The 17849-nt window shown below is 35.3% G+C and carries 11 protein-coding genes; 4 read left to right on the top strand and 7 right to left on the bottom strand.

From position 1 onward, the window contains the following. The first annotated feature begins 6 nt into the window (after positions 1 to 6). Positions 7 to 639: a DUF3575 domain-containing protein gene (locus NK356_RS11510; protein ID WP_034695154.1), complete on the top strand. Its 633-nt coding sequence runs from the start codon at positions 7 to 9 to the stop codon at positions 637 to 639. 4 nt (positions 640 to 643) lie between these two features. Then, positions 644 to 850: a hypothetical protein gene (locus NK356_RS11515; protein ID WP_034695152.1), complete on the top strand. Its 207-nt coding sequence runs from the start codon at positions 644 to 646 to the stop codon at positions 848 to 850. Here the strand turns inward: NK356_RS11515 and NK356_RS11520 are convergent, their stop codons facing one another. Beyond that, complete coding sequence (locus NK356_RS11520; RefSeq protein WP_253317019.1) at positions 851 to 2047, bottom strand: exo-beta-N-acetylmuramidase NamZ domain-containing protein; 1197 nt, start codon at positions 2045 to 2047, stop codon at positions 851 to 853. It lies immediately after the preceding gene. Positions 2048 to 2051: 4 nt separating this feature from the next. On the opposite strand from NK356_RS11520, the gene NK356_RS11525 reads away from it, so the two are divergent. Further along, positions 2052 to 3281 carry an FtsX-like permease family protein gene (locus NK356_RS11525; protein ID WP_034695151.1) on the top strand — a complete coding sequence of 410 codons (1230 nt, stop codon included), beginning with the start codon at positions 2052 to 2054 and terminating at the stop codon, positions 3279 to 3281. 530 nt (positions 3282 to 3811) lie between these two features. Here NK356_RS11525 and NK356_RS11530 read toward each other — a convergent pair. From NK356_RS11530 to NK356_RS11555, 6 genes are all read right to left on the bottom strand, one after another. Further along, positions 3812 to 4123, bottom strand: a complete 312-nt coding sequence (locus tag NK356_RS11530; protein ID WP_253317020.1) for a hypothetical protein — start codon at positions 4121 to 4123, stop codon at positions 3812 to 3814. Further along, positions 4113 to 6326, bottom strand: coding sequence for an RHS repeat-associated core domain-containing protein (locus NK356_RS11535; protein WP_253317021.1), 2214 nt, complete (start codon positions 6324 to 6326; stop codon positions 4113 to 4115). The genes NK356_RS11530 and NK356_RS11535 overlap by 11 nt, the downstream gene beginning before the upstream one ends. Before the next feature lie 226 nt (positions 6327 to 6552). Beyond that, positions 6553 to 7023 (bottom strand): hypothetical protein, encoded by a 471-nt coding sequence (locus NK356_RS11540; RefSeq protein ID WP_253317022.1) that lies wholly within the window; start codon positions 7021 to 7023, stop codon positions 6553 to 6555. A gap of 17 nt (positions 7024 to 7040) precedes the next feature. Further along, the gene (locus NK356_RS11545; RefSeq protein ID WP_253317023.1) at positions 7041 to 10559 is read right to left on the bottom strand and encodes a DUF6443 domain-containing protein; all 3519 of its coding nucleotides are present in this window, start codon (positions 10557 to 10559) and stop codon (positions 7041 to 7043) included. Positions 10560 to 10565: 6 nt separating this feature from the next. Further along, the gene (locus NK356_RS11550) at positions 10566 to 14369 is read right to left on the bottom strand and encodes a DUF5977 domain-containing protein (RefSeq protein WP_253317024.1); all 3804 of its coding nucleotides are present in this window, start codon (positions 14367 to 14369) and stop codon (positions 10566 to 10568) included. Positions 14370 to 14381: 12 nt separating this feature from the next. After that, positions 14382 to 16034 carry a T9SS type A sorting domain-containing protein gene (locus NK356_RS11555; RefSeq protein ID WP_253317025.1) on the bottom strand — a complete coding sequence of 551 codons (1653 nt, stop codon included), beginning with the start codon at positions 16032 to 16034 and terminating at the stop codon, positions 14382 to 14384. A 723-nt stretch (positions 16035 to 16757) separates the two neighbouring features. Here NK356_RS11555 and NK356_RS11560 point away from each other — a divergent pair. Beyond that, positions 16758 to 17750 carry a PLP-dependent cysteine synthase family protein gene (locus tag NK356_RS11560; protein WP_034695150.1) on the top strand — a complete coding sequence of 331 codons (993 nt, stop codon included), beginning with the start codon at positions 16758 to 16760 and terminating at the stop codon, positions 17748 to 17750. Positions 17751 to 17849 lie beyond the last annotated feature (99 nt).

Raw genomic sequence — 17849 nt, forward strand, 5'->3', positions numbered from 1 at the left:
TACTGGATGAAATATAAATTATTAGCAGCAGGCATACTAGCCTTCCTGTCGGCAACTACGTTGAGCGCTCAGGAACAGGAACAAGGAGGACAAGAGAAAAGTTTATACATAAAAGGAAATGCTTTATTTGCTCCAATAGGGATTTTAAACCTTGGAATAGAAAAACAGATAAGTCCAAAATATACAATTCAGGGAGATGTTTTCATTTCACCATGGAAATCTTTCGGTGGGCATAAACTACAGTTTTACTCTGTCTCTGCAGAAGGAAGATATTACTTTACTGAAGCTTTCAAACATTGGTATCTAGGAGCCAATGTATCTGTTGCCGCTTACAATGCATCAAAATGGAGCTATTGGAATGATAATACCGCCGAAAACTGGAATGGAGAAATTCTTGTTAATTCTAATCTTTATCAGAAAGGATTTTCTGTGATGCTGGGAGTTACTGCAGGATACCAGTTTCAGTTATCTGAACGATGGAATCTTGATATCTATGGAACAATCGGAACATCGCAAGGGTTTTATAAAGGTTATGACAAGTCTACAGGAAGACGTTATGATTCTGCTGAGAAGTTCAATAAAAGCGGTGAAATCATCCCATACAGAGGAGGTGTAATGATTTCTTATAAATTAAAATAGTACAATGAAACCATTCGGAAGAAATCATATCATCATATCAGTGATCACTTTTGTGATCCTTTTTTTAATGAATTATTTAGGGAACGATCTGCCTGATAAATTACAAAGGGCATTAATGACGGCTTTTGCAGGAGTTGTCGGATTAACTGTGGGACTCTTTATATTAAATAAGGGCAGAAATGATAAAAATCCGCCCCAAAATTTTGATTAATTAGTCTTCATATACCACATATCTGGTTCTGATCTTTTCGAAACTTTCCAGATCTTTTTTCCATGAATCTTTAATTTCCGGAATTGATTTTCCTGCGATAATCTGTTTTCTCAATTCATCAGTTCCGGATAAAGTATCAAACCATAGATTTTTCAGAAAGAAATCCTGCTGGGGATTTTTATAATTTTGATAGGCTTTGATTACCCACTCCAGATTAAGTTCTCTTAGATCTTTAGGATAATTGGAGAGGTTTTCACCATAGCATAATTTCCCGTTCAGAAAGGGATCTTTAGCACCATAACTCGGCTTTGGCGTAAACTGATAAGGCAAATTTTCCGTCCATGGAGAGCCATAAATCTGGAAAGGAAGATCTGTTCCTCTTCCCACAGAAACCTGAGTTCCTTCAAAAAAGCAAAGACTTGGATATAAATTGATGGCTTTATCATTAGGCAAATTAGGAGAAGGTTTATCAAGTATCTGATAACGCTGCTTTTTATGATAATTCTTCATCTGAATAAGCGTATATTTAGCCTGAACTTCATTTTTCAGCCATTTCTCACCATTCACCATCTTTCCATACTCACCTATTGTCAATCCATATACTACGGGAACCTCGTGAAGTCCAACAAAACTTGTCCATTTTTTTCTCAAGACAGGTCCGTCAGTATATCCGTCATGTGGATTGGGACGATCCAGTACCATGATCTCCACATTATTTTCAGCTCCGGCTTCCATCAGGTAAGACAAAGTGGAAATATAGGTGTAAAACCTCACACCAACATCCTGAATATCAAAAACAACGATATCAATTCCTGAAAGTTGTTCCGGTTTTGGCTTTTTATTATTTCCATATAGAGAAACAATGGGAATTCCGGTTTTTACATCTACACCATTTTTCACTTTTGCCCCTGCATCAGCATCTCCTCTGAAGCCATGTTCAGGAGCGAAAATAGACTTGATTTTAATTCCGTTTTTTACCAGAAAATCAACCAAATGGGTTTTATCACTCATTAAACCTGTCTGATTGGTCACCACTCCTATCGTTTTATTTTTTAGCAGCGGTAAGTAGATTTCAGGCTGGTCTGCACCGGTTTTAAAATCCGGTTGAACTTGAGTCTGAGAATAATATTGGTTGAATACTCCTAAAAAAATTAGGCAAATCAGAAGTAAATTTTTAATTTTGAAATCTAAATTCATAAGCTTGAAATTTCCTTTATATTTCTCTAGAAAAATAGCATTTTCCAAAGATAACAAAAATAACCTTTCAAGGGTTATCATCTTCATTGGCAGGCTTTCCGTAGCATTGGGGATTATTGTTTCCTTAATTACTGTAGCCACTGGTTTTGGTTCCAAAAAAGCTATCAAGGAGAGGCTGGCTGATTTCAGCGGACATATTACTGTAAGGTCTACACGATCTAATTCTTCATACAATACTTCTGTACTGGATAATCAGGGACTGAATATTGCCAAAATAAAAGAGCTTCCTGATGTGGAAAGTACCCAAAAATATGTGACGGTAACCGGAATTATGCGTAATGAGCACAATTTTGCGGGCATTATATTCAAGGGAATAGGAAAAGATTTTGACAGTTTAAGATTCAAAAAATTCCTTATTGCCGGAACAACACCAAAAGTAACAGAGAAAGGTTTCAACAATGATGTTGCTATTTCCCAGAAAGTCGCCAAAGATCTTCATCTTAAAGTAAATGACAGCATTGTTACTGTATTTTTAAAAGCAGATCAAAAACCACTTTACCGTAAATTCAGAGTTATCGGGATTTATAGAACTGACATCAAACTGATTGATGAACAATTTGTTATCGGTGGAATAAATCACGCAAGAAAAATTCAGGATATGAAACCTGATGAAATTGGTGGAATAGATATTTTCCTGAAAAATGTAAATGATATCGACAAAGATTTTCCTGAAATTGAAAAACTGATCGGTTATAAAAACTATGCTGAAAAAGCGACAGAAAAATTCCCACAGATTACAGACTGGATCAGTATTTTTGATACCAATATTGCTTTAATCATTATTATCATGCTGATTGTAGTGGTTATCAATATCATCATGGTTCTTCTGATTCTTATTATTGAACGAACCAATTCTATTGGTCTTCTGAAAACATTAGGAGCAAGCAATTCACAGATAAGAGCCACTTTCATCAATTATACCCTGATTATTATGATCCCTGGACTTTTGTATGGAAATGCTATCGGATTAGGACTGATTTTAATCCAGAAATTCTTTGGCATAATAAAACTTAATCCGGAAAACTATTACGTGAGTACAGTTCCGGTAGATCTTAATCCAATCGCGATTATCTCTATCTCAGTAGGAATTCTTTTTATTTCTGGATTAGCTTTGATTATCCCAAGCTACCTGATCAGTAAAATTTCTCCGGTGAAGGCGATTAAGTACAACTAATCTTATAATTGATAGTTATTGATTTTAGGTAAACTGATTTTGGCGTTATCCACTGCTACCGCACGAATCCTTTCGTTTGGTTTACAACCAGAGATCAAAACACAAGATTGAATTCCTAAAAACTTTTGTTTTTTATGATCCCTGCTCTCCAAAGTCAGGAGACTTTGCCAGCTGGGGATATACCTTCATCTGATTTGTGGACACGAGCGAGACGCTCACGCCAGCAGGGAGGTTTGATTTTATTTACCACACGAAAGGATTCGTGCGGGAGCGAGGGAAGAATTTCAATGCAGAATTTACATACTGAAAACCATCCAGATAATCGGTTGTTTCTGTTCCAAAAACCTTTCTTACCTTCACTCCGTCTGCTCTGTAAATATAATCAGTTACCTTAGAATTTTGGGTAATCTTTCCTTGTAAATTTAGATAATTATATTGGATGGAAGAATATAATTACCAGAACCTGTTTATAAACTTATTTCACCACACGAAAGGATTCGCGCGGCAGCGGGGGAATTCAATCTGATTCTTTATTTCTGATTCTTTATTCTATTCATAAAAGGAAAAGTTTTATTGTATTCTACCAAAACACTATCGCCTACTTTATATTTTTCATCATAGCTTGGATTGGAATAATCCTTACCACCAGTAGAAAACTTATAATAATATGTAAAGAGATTTGTAAATTGTCCTCTTCGCTTATAATATTTTTCATTTATTATATAACCTTTGGTATATTCCTTAGAAAATGTATTAAGTATGGGTATATATACCACGTTTTCTCTAAACAAATAAACAATTATCAATAAAAATAAAGATAATTTAAGCCATTTATAATTCATCTGTTTTCTTTTTTATATTATCAACAGTTGTTTTAGTTCTCGCATTAATCGCATTTTCAGCTGATTTATTAGTGACATTTTTAATACCATTGCTTAATTGCTTTGAAACACCTTTTACATCAACTTTTTTTGAGATACTACTTGATGTCCTAGAACTTAGTCCAGTCGCTTTTTGAACAAAATTTTTGGCTTTAGTATTACTATTTAAATTAACTTTATTTGCTATTTTATCCAGTTTTGCTGTTTTAACTAAACTACCTGCCTTTTTAGCAGCTCCTCCTGCAGCTGCATCTATAAGAGTATTTTTTGCAACATTCCGAAAGTTAGTCTCCATTTTGGCTCCTTTCGTTGTATTTACTTCCACCGTATTTTTTGCTATCATTACGGTTGTCTTTACAGCTGCTTTTCTAAGTGCACTACTGCCTTGTGTTAATCCCCCTTCTACAGCAGATAAAGCAATTGATGAAAGAGAAATATTGTCTGTCCACTTATTTTTAACTTCAGGATCAAGATAGTTTGCTGCTACTTGCATACCATAATCTGTTAATCCTCCAACAAGTGCACCAACAATACACGTTGGACATCTTCCATCTGGATCATCAAATTTTATGGGGTTGTTATATCCATAAGAATATGGGCTTAGATTATCAGGATTGAAAATTCCACCGCCATTACCCAAAGTAGTTTCAATTGCACTTACTACTTCGTTATCATCGTCATCATCAATATTATTAGGGTCAAAAGTAAAATCTAAATCCTTTATCAGTGGATCTGACTGCATCCATCGACCCAAGTCAGGCATATACTGACGCCAGCCGTAGTCGTACATTCCCGTCTCCTGAAGTTCTTTTCTATTGTACTTATATGCTTTATACGAGCCTACTCCGAAATAGCTGTTTCCTGTTTTCAGATGATTCATTCCAAAAGGGTAATAATCATTAGCATCTGTGATTTCAAGAGCACCTGCGCTGGTTCTTGCGAAACTGACTCTTGCATTTCCTAAGTGATCTTTATATTGGTAAATATATTGATTTTTCTGATAATCATAAAATCCTTCCGATGTTGGGAAAAACTGTAAGTCAGGAGTTTTTGAATTGGCAATAATCCCACCACTTCCAAAAGACGGAGCAATAACCCTAACAGGGCTAAATGCCTGTGGCTCAAATGCCCGTTTTGACATCATTAGCATTTCTGAGCTTTCACCGCCACCACCTGTACTGCTTGATGTGGATTTAAAGTATTGGAATCCGTCTAAATAATCTGTTATCTGGATGGTGGTATCAGTTCCTGCAAAACCAATTGAATTTTTGACATTCTCTTTTCTTAGCTTTATTCCGTCAGCATTGTATTTTGTGCTTATCTGTGTCGTGATCTGGTCAAAACCAATATTTACGACGCTTGGTAGATTCAAATGGTTATAGCTGATTCCTGTAATCTGCTTATCCATCATATTTTTCATATTTCCGTTCGCATTATATTCAATCGGAAAACCTGTTGTACCCTCATATCCAGTGCTGTTTCCGCTGTTATCTTTGATTCTGACTGCCTGATTTCCAGTGTAATCATAAGCAAGATTATCAATTACCGTAGCGGTATTGCTTCCGTATTCCATGACAGATGTTCTGTAAAGGTTAATCACGTTTCCGTTTAAATCATACGCCAGGGATTCTGTGTTTTCCTTACTGTAAGGATTGTTTGGATTTTGATAATATCCTGCTGCTAACCTGTTCAGCCTATCGTAAGCATACCCGTATCTCTTTGGTGTTACAGACGGGTTTGTACCCAACGTTTCAACAGCTCTCCAATCCACTTCTGCAATATTGCCGTTGAATTTCGGGGTAACATTCTTTCCTGAAAACTGTAGAGGATCAGGATTGTCTATACCGTCTTTTTGAGTATACTTGATTTTATATGAAAAAAGTTTTCCTCCTAAATCTGTAAGACCCATCTGAACTTTATTAATATCAGTCAGCCATCCTCTGATATTGTAAGCATAATCAATGCTCTGAAGATTGTTTCCTACCTGCTTGTTTACAAGCTGAGACAGCTCATTATAACTGCTTTTGGCCAACAGCTCTTCTGGATTGCTGTCTACCTGATGGTAATGCTCCTTCAGTCTGTTTCCATTATCGTATACAAAACGTTCTTTTACAGTAATTCCTAATTCACCTGGTTTTCGTAAATGATTGGTAGTGGTTTGCAAGGCCAGACCTGCAAAATCAAGCTTAGATTCTGTGTGGGTGTATCCTCCCAGATGATTGATGGAGTGACTTCCAATAGCTCTTGCTTTCCTGTCATAATACGTATAGTTCTTTGTCCAGCTGTCATCCCCTGCTCTCCGAAGTCTCCCGACTTTGGAGCATATTGTTAAAAAATTGCTTTTACTATTGGCTAAAAGTCAGGATACTTTGCCATTTGGGTGATTGTTTTTAAACTCCATCGGCAAAATGGGTGGAAATAATTGTAAATAAAATCAAACAATAGAAATTGATATTATCTTCAATATTGAAAGTGATTATATATTTCTTATATGGAAAGATATTATCTTCTCTAATAAAGCCTATTTCTTTTTCATTAACAATTATTGACGCTTCATACTTACCCAATATTTTAAATTTTTCATTTAGATAAATAACATTACCGTCTACCAATAATTTGTATTTATTTTTTTCTTTTTCCAAAGAAACAGTCTTCTCAAAATCTTGCCATAAAATTTTAATTTTTGTTGATAAAATCCTTCTGATTTCAAATCTAAATAGATCAGACCTTTGGGGAGTTTTAATTGTAAATATATATCCTGGAAAAGAATACTTTCTATTCACTTCAAACAATACACTACCATCAATCCTATAAAAAAAATATGGTGAAGAGTCTTTTATAATTGCAGAATAATTAATCATAATAATAGAAATTCTAATTAATCATTTTGCCCTGTAAAACCAACTCTAATCCTACCTTCAACACCCAATATCAACTTCATAGCACCTGTTATGTCAAGACAAGCGGAACAGGCTTCCGTTGTTCCTCCTCGAAGTCTCTGCTTTATCTTTGAATCTATAATTGGGGATAAACTTTCATTTGGAACTCCTCCTAAATTTACTTTGGGACCTATATTACCTTCCAAATCCCAACTCCCATTATTTGGATAGTAATCGAGTAAATTTCCAGCTGTAGGTATCCAATCATTTGTCACATAGTCCGCTTTTCCTCCGATTGATATTTTTGCAGCATCAATACCTACTCCTATTCCTCCGTAGTTATGTCCTTTTCCATCTCCATACTTAGCATAAAAACCATTATTACTTTTTTCTCTACTAGACCATCCAACCTTTCCAATATCTCCCGTCATAATGCCTGCTTCAGCAGTTCCAAAAGGAGTTCTAAAGCCAGCTTGAACTCCTAAAGTAGCTTTGCCTTCAACTTGAAAAACAGGTGTTCCTGCAGAACGCTTGGAATTGCTATATACCGCAGTAAAATTAACTTCATTTCCTTTGGATTCATCTCCTCGATTATAATAATATTCTTTTCTTCGATTATCATATTTAATCTTACTATCTCCACCGCCATTCCACATGCGATGCCACCAAGCTCCAAACTTAGTTTCAAAAAGCCCTTTCGGATCGGTATATTTTATTGGATTATTAAAGCCGTATCGATAAGGTGTCCATCCCGGCGCTTTCTCCGCCAGCGGATCTACTACACCCCATCTGCCAATATCTGGCATATAAAACCTCGCACCATAATCATACATCCCCGTCTCCTGCAGCTCTTTCCCGTTGTACTTATAATTATAATAACTTCCAAAATTTGAGTAATTTGATCCTCCAATATGGTTGAGCCCAAACGGATAGTAATTATTGGTATCCATTCCCTGAACTACACCAGCATTATTTTTTGCAAAACTTACCCTCACATTTCCTAAATGATCTTTATACTGATAAATATAACGGTTTTCTGTGAAACTGTAAAATCCCTCTGAAGTAGGTACAAAATCCAGCTTCCATGCAGGTCTGGTTATGACAGGTCTTGCTAGTCTTGAATAAGCCTGAGGCTCATAAGCTGTTTCTGTTCTGCAGGTCATGCATATTTCTCCATTATTTTCATAGGAATATTGGAAGCCATCCAGATAGTCCGTCATACGACTTGTAGGAAGCCCCATATAAGTCTGCTGGTTAAATGTTTTTCGGAGCTTTGTGCCATCAGCCCGATAGAGATGATTGATATTTGTTGTACTTATATTCCCTACTGAATTTACGAATTGAATACCAATTGATGCCGGCAGGTTCAAATGATTATAAGTAATAGATTGAATGCCTTTATCTTTCATATTGACCATATTTCCGTTAAGATCATAATCTATGATATTGCTTCCGCCTTCGTATCCGCTATTGTTGGTAGAATGTTCTATCACCTGGTTCAGACGGTTTCCTTTTCCTGTATATTTATATTCCAGATCATCCACAAGGGTTGCCGTTGTTCCGGATATCGGGTAAGCATTCCTTTTAAGTGTCATGATATTTCCATTCAAATCATAAGTCAGATTTTCATTGAAATTGCTGTTATATGGATTGGTAGATCCAGGTTCTGTATAAATAGCATCCTTTAATCTGTTAAGAGGATCATAAACATAAGAATATCTTTTCAATGCACCTTCTGAAGCGTTTCTCCAATCTATCTCAGCTATATTTCCATTATATTTTGCGGGTGCTAAAGTGTTGTAAATGGAATTATTGTATTTTATTTCATACCCAAATAATTTCCCTGCTAAATTAGCCGGATCGTTGATCCTGGTAAGCCATCCTCTGATATTGTACTTATAATCTATAGATTGTAATGGATTGTTAATATCCGTTCCCCCTACTTTCTTATTAGAAATCTGAGAAAGTTCGTTATACGTATTCTGAGTCAGAACTTCTGTTGGTCCGCTGTCAACCTGATGTTTATGCACCAGCAGTCTGTTTTGGTGATCATATTCAAAAGTTTCAGTAATGACCTTTTCAGTATCGGTATTAAGTCTTTTGTGTTTGGTTATCGTTTGCTTTGTAACCCCAGCAAAATCCAGTTTGGATTCTGTTTTGGTATATCCTCCCAAATGATTAATAGAATAAGTTCCTGTAATTCTTCCTTTAAGATCATAATAACTATAATTCTTTGTCCAGTTGTTATCTTCAATATTTTTCACAAAGTTCATTACCGGAAGGCTTTTGGTACTTCTTCCATCAGCGGTAGGAGTAGCAGCAAGCACAGATTCACCCTGAATAGTTGAAGGAAATGCAGGATTGAAACTGTAAGCAGGATAGGAATCATAATAATTTAATGATAATAAAGTGACCCATTTAGAAGCATGGGGGTAAGTAACACCAGGGTCGTAAAAAACATCCATTCCCTGTCTGTTAAAAATCACCGAACTAGTTCGGGTCATATTATTCGACCCATCAGCTAATGTTTGCTCTGTACTGCGGTTGCCTCCCGTAGCGAGCCCTGTAATAACAACTCTTCCAAACTGATCATACTGCGTGTACAACCATTGCCCTTTTGCTCTTAATTCTGCATCCTGAGCTCCTACTGGTCTGTCCTGTTTGTCATAGATCATATATTCCCAACCTTTGCCTGGAAGTTTCTTTTCTACCAATCTATTTCTTCCATCATATTTATACTGATAGCACAAATCATTAAGTACAGTATTGGGATCTGTTGCTGCAGAAGCTTTAGGAGGAATCACATACGCCAATTGGTTATAATCATTGTAAACATAATAGGTATCTGCATTTTCTGAGGTACTGATTACTTTTCTTATCAGTAGAACCTGTCCCTGTCCGTTTTTGAACTCAATGGTTATGTTTCCGTCTTCATCAGTAACTGTATTTTTATAGAGCTGTCCTGCTGTATAAGAGCCTGAAACTATAAGGGTGGAGACAAAAGTAGTGTAATTGAAAGTGGCTGTATACTTTCTAACTTCTCCATTTATATTAGTATCATATCCAAATTGTACAGGTTTAGTGTTCCATGCATTTCCTACCTGTTTTTGTGCTAAAATTCGGTCCAAAGGTGAGTTTTCCAGAATCTTTTCAGAGTAGATCTTTTCAGCACCATAGATATCAGGCTGGGTAGCATTGCTGAGTGGAGTTGCAGCAATTCCTCCATTCAGGGTTCCGGTTTGTGGGACAGGAAGATAATCTCTGGTTTGTCTTCCAAAAGCATCATATTCAATGTATGTTACAACATCTCTTCCCAGTGGTGATGCTTTTACATTCACAATTTGTTTGGGTCTTCCCAGTCCGTCAAAATACTGAACTGTTTCGGATGATTTTGTAGCTGTAGTTCCGTTATAATCAAGATATGTTTTGGTTTGGATATAATTTTCTGTGGAACTCAGCTGCGCATGTACAATGCCTGACAGCAAAATGGTTCCTATGGGGATTAATATTTTTTTCATGATTTGTTATTTTTGATATTGAAATATAAAGTTTAGCGGAGTTCCAGAAGACCCATCAACATTTCCAGATATTAATGTTGCAGTACAATTTCCTTGAGTATCAATAAATATCTTCCATGAACGATTAGATTCATTGAAATTTATTATACGATTAGCAGATGGTGCGCAAGCAGATCCAACTTTACCGATATTTACTCCATTTGCCCAATTTTGCCAGATCCCATAAGCTGAAAAAGAAATATTAAAATTAACTGTCGAATTTAATATTGTAGTAGAATTGTAACTAAACTGTAGCGTACCCATAATAGAAGAGAACATAAAGCTACAAGATACTACAGGAGTACAGGTGCCATTTTGGTTCGCTATATTCTGACCATTAGTATTAATATCATCTAAGGCCTTCTGATCTGCAGCTAATTGGCTTACATCGGATGAATATGATCCCGCTGGAACTGTATATATATAAGAACTACCAGTGAAATTTCCTCCACAGTTCGTTCTTGTAAATGTCTTACTTTGTACTGTATTGGAATAAATTATGGAATTTGTTGTCCCATATCGGTATTTAAATTCTTTAACTATTTTATTATTAGCATCTACAATTTTCTCTAATCTGTTGGTTGTATCATATTTATAATATTCTCTAATTCCTGAAGACGGTGTAACACTTGTTACGCCAATTAGAGGATCATATGTATAAGTCGTAATTTGATAATTAATTAGATTAACATTTTTTCTTAAATTGTCTTCTGCACTTAATAAAGCTTCTTCTTTAGCAGGATTCAGTGCATCATAATCAGATGTTGCAATAATATCATTAACATACATAGCAATATCATTATATTGTGCACCTTCAATTTTTGCTATAGGCAATGATGAATTGTAGCCCCAGATAATAGATACAGGAGATCCTTCCTTAGTAGTATATTGAATAAGATTCCCCTTTGTATCATATTTGTCTAAAGTTACTTCTATAAAAGAATTATTAGTAGAGCTATTATTTGAAAAATCATATGATTTTACTGATTTAGGTAATATAAAATTGTCGGTTTGTGGATCAGGTAATGAAGTTGGATAACCAGTTTCTGTTTTCAATAATGTTTTCGTTATTCCATTGCTGGTCTGTCTCACAATAGTTTCTAAAGGGATATCAACCATATTTTTACTCAATAGCAACTGATTCCCTTTTTCCTGAGCATAATTATAGGTAGTTTCATTAAAAGACAAATCAGGATATATGGTTTTCTGAATATTAGGTTGATATTTATTATTATATGTTGTTAAAGTTTTTGTTTCCACAAAATTGTTTGATCCTGCTGGATAATACTCTTTCGTAGTTGTGGACTCCAATAAAGACTTCCACAGATTTATACTATAATTATGAATCAATCCAGGAATAGGTTCTTGAATACGTGCATCTCCATTATACATGGTATTGTTCCCGTAAATCGATACTAATGGTTTTGAAATAAATGAAGTTACAGGTTCCAAGATCGCCCCAGGTATAAAATATGTATTTAAATTATCCGTATAATTGAATTTATAACTATATATTAATTCTTTGATTAGTCCATTAGTCTCATTAAAATAACGTTGTTTAATAATATCACCATTCCCAATAGACTGATAGCTTCCTCTTGCTTTCATACTAAGGCAAGTTTGATTATAAAAATTAGTAAAATAAGTTTCTGTTTTACCTTTTCCGGTAATTTGTTCTATTACCTTTGAATATCCTACATGATTACCTTGAGGAAGCGTAGACATACCCTGAGATGATGATCCTTCATAGACAGATAATTTAAAAATCTCATTCCAAAAACTACATGCAGGAGCAGAATAAAATTCAGTAAACACATCTTGTACTTGTCCCATAGTAGCCACTAATACATCATGTTTTCTATAACATCTATTTTCTATTTCATAAAACCTTGGTAATTCAGCTACATTTCCGTTTGAAATAATTTTGGTTCCATCATTAGAAATTTCATCATAGATATAATTTTTAATTATCGGATTAGATCCTACTTTTTCTGTTGATTTTATACTTTTTATTCTTACACCACCTCCGAAACTATAATCAAGTGGAATAGCTGTATTGGTATTATCTAATAATGACTGTAAAGGGAAATTAGAAAATGTATTAGGTTCGTATTCAAACTCTGTTTTACCTCCTGTAGGATAACAAATACTTGTTAAAATCCCTGCTAATGATGCCAATGATGCCCGTCTATCTGATAAGTAATGCTTACCATCAGAAGAAAAGTTTACATAAGTCTGACTACTATCAAATGTATTTGATCCTGGAGGTGCATTTGTTTCGTTATACCAATACCCCGTCTGATCGTTATTAAATGAAGTTATATTAAAAATAGATTGCCCTTTTAAATATTTATTTGGATCTGGAATAAAAGTATCACTATTATTTTGGCCATTATAATATCCCCAAAAATCACTTGAAAAACTTAATTTGTTAGGTAAATTATAAGTCGAATTATAATAAAATTTATATTTTTCGTTGGTTACAGATTCAGTAACACTGAGTAATTTTAGTCGATGTGAAAAAATTTTACTTGTGGCACCCGACCAATTTGATAATGGATTTGCATTCAACCAAGTTACTAATGAACTAGTATTAAGATTATCCGTCGCAATAAAGTAATCGTAGTTAAAATCATACTGTTTAATTAATTTATAATTATTATAGACTTTAATTGATGATAATTTCCTTGAATTATTAACATCTTCTCTTTCAGTCCAATAAAATTCAACTTTTCCATTAGTAAATTCAATTTTTTCTATGAAATTTTCATCGATCGATTGCTTACTGCAATGAGTAAGCCCATTCTCTTTTATTTCTGAAATTGTACCTGGAAAATTAGAAGAATAATGAATGGCTCCCCTTGTATTTCTACACCCTGAGAGTCGATCACTATGTAAAATAGGAGAGTAATAAAAATTTACCTTTCTTCCTGCAGGATCTTGAATTTTGGTAAGGTACTTAGATATACCTGTTATAGCCCCATAGGTACCCATTAAAGGAATACTGACTTCCTTTGCCCCATCAAAATTATAAAGTATTCCTTTCTCATCAATTACTTCAAAATCGTAGTTCCCATAACTTCCGGGTACGTAAGTTGGTATTGTTCCTACTGGAATTAATTTAAAATTAATATTAGATTGTTCTGCAATTGCAAACTTTGGGTAGGCAGTTTTGGTAGTTTTTGCCATATCCAAATATGCTTTATGAGACTTATTGGGAAGGTTAATCATAAAAAGATCTGGTTGAAAATCCATTCCTAAATAAATACCCATGTTAGAGTTACTGTCAAAAAAATCATTAGTATAAAAAGTACTAACAGCGGTGCTATTGTTCCATGAAGGTGTAGGGCAACCTTGTATTGATCCTACATAACCAGATGCATTTTTTGGATAGATGTTATAATATCCATACATATTAAAATCATTATATCCCGCTATTACTTGTGAGACTCTTCCTCCTGCATTTAAATTCCAGCCTAAACCAACTGAAGAAGCTTCATCATTTACTTTTATTCCTCCTGCATGATAAGAAATAGAAATTGGGACTTCAATATCTCCTTCTTTAATTGTATAAATTGGAATACTAATATCTGGAACTCCAGTATATAATGAGACTGGTATTTCCGAATATCTAAATAATGCTGCTGCATTTGGGGATTGTACGGCCGTATTGTTCACAGCATTTTGCATAATGGATTTTGAGTTTACCTGTGATTGGGCCTGAGCTAATATAATAGCCTGACTAAATATTAATATTATTATTTTCTTCATTATTTTAGTGTGTTATTTCTTAATCAATTTTGCATTCGCCATTTTATTAGTATCCGTTTTCATAGTCACCAGATAAGCACCCTGTACCAAAGCCTGCGTATTGATCTTAGTTACTCTGTTCTTTGTTTTTATGCTCTGAAGCTGTCTTCCGCTCATGTCATACAACAGAATATCTGCTTCTTTGAAGTCGTTGAATCCTATTTCTACATAAGCATAGTCAGATACAGGATTCGGATAGATCTTGATATCATATTTTTCAATTAACTGATCAATCTGTTTGTCTCCCAGCTTAACAATCTTCCAGTTTTCTTTTCCAAGCTCTTCTGCACTGGTTCCGGCCAGAACAATGGAGCCGTCTCTGTTCAGTTTTAAATCGGAAAGTCTTTCTTCTCTTTTACTGGACTCACCTTTTACGTGTTTTCTCCACTGTTCATTTCCATTCTGATCCAGATACAGCATCCAAAAAGTTTCATCATCTGTCTCCACCCTGAGCGTAGCCGAAGGGCTCCCTTCTGCCTGAGTGTATCCTCCTAATAAAATTCCTTTGGAGAAGTTATCATCCGCAGAATGAATAACGCTCATCCCCATCAGAATATCCCTGTTTCCAAAGCTGTAGGATTTTTGGAACTGCTCATTCCCATTTTGATCTAATGCAATAACCCAAAGGTCTGTTCCTTCTTCACTGCCTACCGTTTTGTTTCCTGATCTTTCTGATCTGGATTCTCCACCAATAATGTAACCTGATGAGGTAAGGGCTAAGGTTCTCAAATGATCATCATCTTTTCCTCCGAAGTTCTTTTCCCATTCTAGTTTTCCGTTTTTGTCTAACTTGACGATCCAATAGTCTCCTTCACCGAAGTTTTCGGTTTGTTTCGAGGTACGGGATACGGGATTTGAGTTTTGAACGTTTGACACAGAACCCGCATCTCGCATCCCGGAACCCTTTTCAGATCCCGAAACACGAACCTCGGAACTCCTGGAATAAATTCCCAATAACGCTCCTCCATCCCTCGTTGGAATCATCTTCTCTACTTCATCCAGACCTTTTCCGCCTAAAATCAGTTGTGAGAGTTCTTTTCCGTCTTTGTCTAATTTTGTGATTAAAACATCTTTAGAGCCATAACCTTTTGAAGAATTTTGAATATTCCCTGCAACAAAGAATCCTAAATCCGTAGTCTGAATGACAGCCCTTGCTTCTTCATCTGAGGAACTTCCTAAAGTTTTCTGCCACAATTCATCACCAAATTCATTGATTCTGATCAGCCAGATGTCTGACCCACCTTTGGAATCTTCTTTTTTATCAAGTCCTTTTCCTGAATAGGATGTTCCGGCTAATAGAAATCCACCGTCCTGCGTGGTAAAGGTTGCTGATAGATAGTCATGATTTGATCCCGAGAAGTATTTTCCCCAAGTCTCATTCCCTTGCTGATCAAGTTTAATCAAATGAAAATCGTAACCGTTGTTCTGCTTACTTCCAGCCTCCAGCTTCCCGCTTCCTGACTGTATAGAACTTCCCGTTATCAGATATTGCTGATCAATGGTTGTGGTCACCTGGCTTAGAAAATCCTGGGTAGAGGATTTAATATCACGCTGCCACTGAATCTCCTGGCCAGAAACAACCAGAAGAGTGCATAATGTAAATGCACAGAGATAAATTTTCTTCATATAATTTTATTAATTTATGGGTTAGTGTGATAAATAATCTGTAGATAGAGATTGTTAATCCGTATTTCATATCATACAATAAGCCACATATATCACCAAAGCATACTGTATTGTATTACCAATATGTAATTGAAAAAAAATCTGGAAGTATGGATGTTTTCAGCGCCTGTTCGGGAAAACATAAGAATTTTGAATGGTATGGGGGACTCTTATTTTTTACTATCTATTTTCATCATCAGTTATTTTTCAAGTTGTTATTTGTGTTTTATTGTAGGATATTCAGCATTGTGAATATGATAAATGTATCTATTAATTGTATAGATACCTAGTAGGTTTTGTTCTAAAGCATACCTAAAACTTCTAAAAATACAGATTAGGTTTAAGAATCCTTCAATGTTCGGTAAATTTACCAGACATTATGCCTATTACTGTTTCCTGTACGTGCGTGATGAGATAGGGATAAATTCGGTTGGGGTATCTGTTTCGGACAGTCTTATAATAAAATACCGAAGACTAAATACTGGCTTTTAAGTTAATGATATTTCGATTGAAATAGACTTTGTTAATGAATTGCACAACGGATAATTGATAATTGATAATTGATAATTGAAAATTATTGATTGCATATCAGCTGATTTCAGTGTTTTCCACAACTTATCCACATGTTATCCACAGCGCAGATAATTTTAAAAGCCTTATCTTTGCGCTGCTTATAGAACATTTATGAAATACGCAAAAAATATCCTTGAAACGATAGGTAACACACCGCTGGTAAAGCTTAACAAAGTATTAGGTGAAGATTTTCCGGCATTAGTATTGGCAAAAGTAGAGACCTTCAATCCTGGAAACTCAGTAAAGGACAGAATGGCTCTTAAAATGATAGAAGATGCCGAAAAAGACGGCAGATTAAAACCTGGAGGAACCATTATCGAAGGTACTTCCGGAAATACAGGAATGGGATTGGCACTGGCTGCCATCATCAAAGGGTACAAATGTATCTTTGTAACCAATTCTAAACAGTCAAAAGAAAAATGTGATATTCTTCGTGCTGTAGGTGCTGAAGTAATTGTTTGTCCTACTGATGTAAAGCCTACCGATCCACGTTCTTATTATTCAGTTTCCAAAAGACTGGCTAAAGAAACGGAAAACGGATGGTATGTAAACCAATATGATAACTTGTCCAACAGAGCTGCTCACTATGAATCTACCGCTCCGGAAATCTGGGAACAGACTGAGGGAAAACTGACTCATTTTGTGGTAGGAGCCGGAACAGGAGGTACAATTACAGGATGTGGAACATTCTTTAAAGAAAAAAATCCGGATATTAAAGTAATTGGAGTGGACACTTATGGTTCTATTCTGAAGGAATTCCACGAAACAGGTGAACTTCATTATGATCACGCTTACACTTATATCACAGAAGGAATCGGGGAAGATATCATTCCTGAAAACTATGATATGTCTGTGATTGATCATTTTGAAAAAGTAACGGATAAAGACGGTGCCATCTACGCCAGAAAACTGGCTAAAGAAGAAGGTATTTTCTGTGGATATTCTGCCGGAAGTGCTATTGCATCTTTGATTCAGATGAAAGATCAGTTCACGAAAGATGATGTAATTGTAGTTTTACTTCATGACCATGGCTCAAGATATGTAGGAAAAATCTACAATGATGAGTGGATGAAGGAAATGGGCTGGTTGGAAGATAACAAATAAGCTAACTTATACATGATAAAAAGAGGCTGTCCAAAAAGTTTGGGCAGTCTCAATTTTTTGTTGAAAGAAAGTGTCTGCGGGGCTTCTTATCCCGATTTA

Source organism: Chryseobacterium sp. S0630 (assembly GCF_024158915.1).
GTDB lineage: Bacteria > Bacteroidota > Bacteroidia > Flavobacteriales > Weeksellaceae > Chryseobacterium.

Excerpts from the sequence above, each read along its gene's own strand:
- NK356_RS11510 (WP_034695154.1), top strand. The coding sequence starts at position 7 with ATGAAATATAAATTATTAGCAGCAGGCATACTAGCCTTCCTGTCGGCA.
- NK356_RS11515 (WP_034695152.1), top strand. The coding sequence starts at position 644 with ATGAAACCATTCGGAAGAAATCATATCATCATATCAGTGATCACTTTT.
- NK356_RS11560 (WP_034695150.1), top strand. The coding sequence starts at position 16,758 with ATGAAATACGCAAAAAATATCCTTGAAACGATAGGTAACACACCGCTG.
- NK356_RS11555 (WP_253317025.1), bottom strand. The coding sequence starts at position 16,034 with ATGAAGAAAATTTATCTCTGTGCATTTACATTATGCACTCTTCTGGTT.
- NK356_RS11520 (WP_253317019.1), bottom strand. The coding sequence starts at position 2,047 with ATGAATTTAGATTTCAAAATTAAAAATTTACTTCTGATTTGCCTAATT.
- NK356_RS11550 (WP_253317024.1), bottom strand. The coding sequence starts at position 14,369 with ATGAAGAAAATAATAATATTAATATTTAGTCAGGCTATTATATTAGCT.
- NK356_RS11545 (WP_253317023.1), bottom strand. The coding sequence starts at position 10,559 with ATGAAAAAAATATTAATCCCCATAGGAACCATTTTGCTGTCAGGCATT.
- NK356_RS11540 (WP_253317022.1), bottom strand. The coding sequence starts at position 7,023 with ATGATTAATTATTCTGCAATTATAAAAGACTCTTCACCATATTTTTTT.
- NK356_RS11530 (WP_253317020.1), bottom strand. The coding sequence starts at position 4,123 with ATGAATTATAAATGGCTTAAATTATCTTTATTTTTATTGATAATTGTT.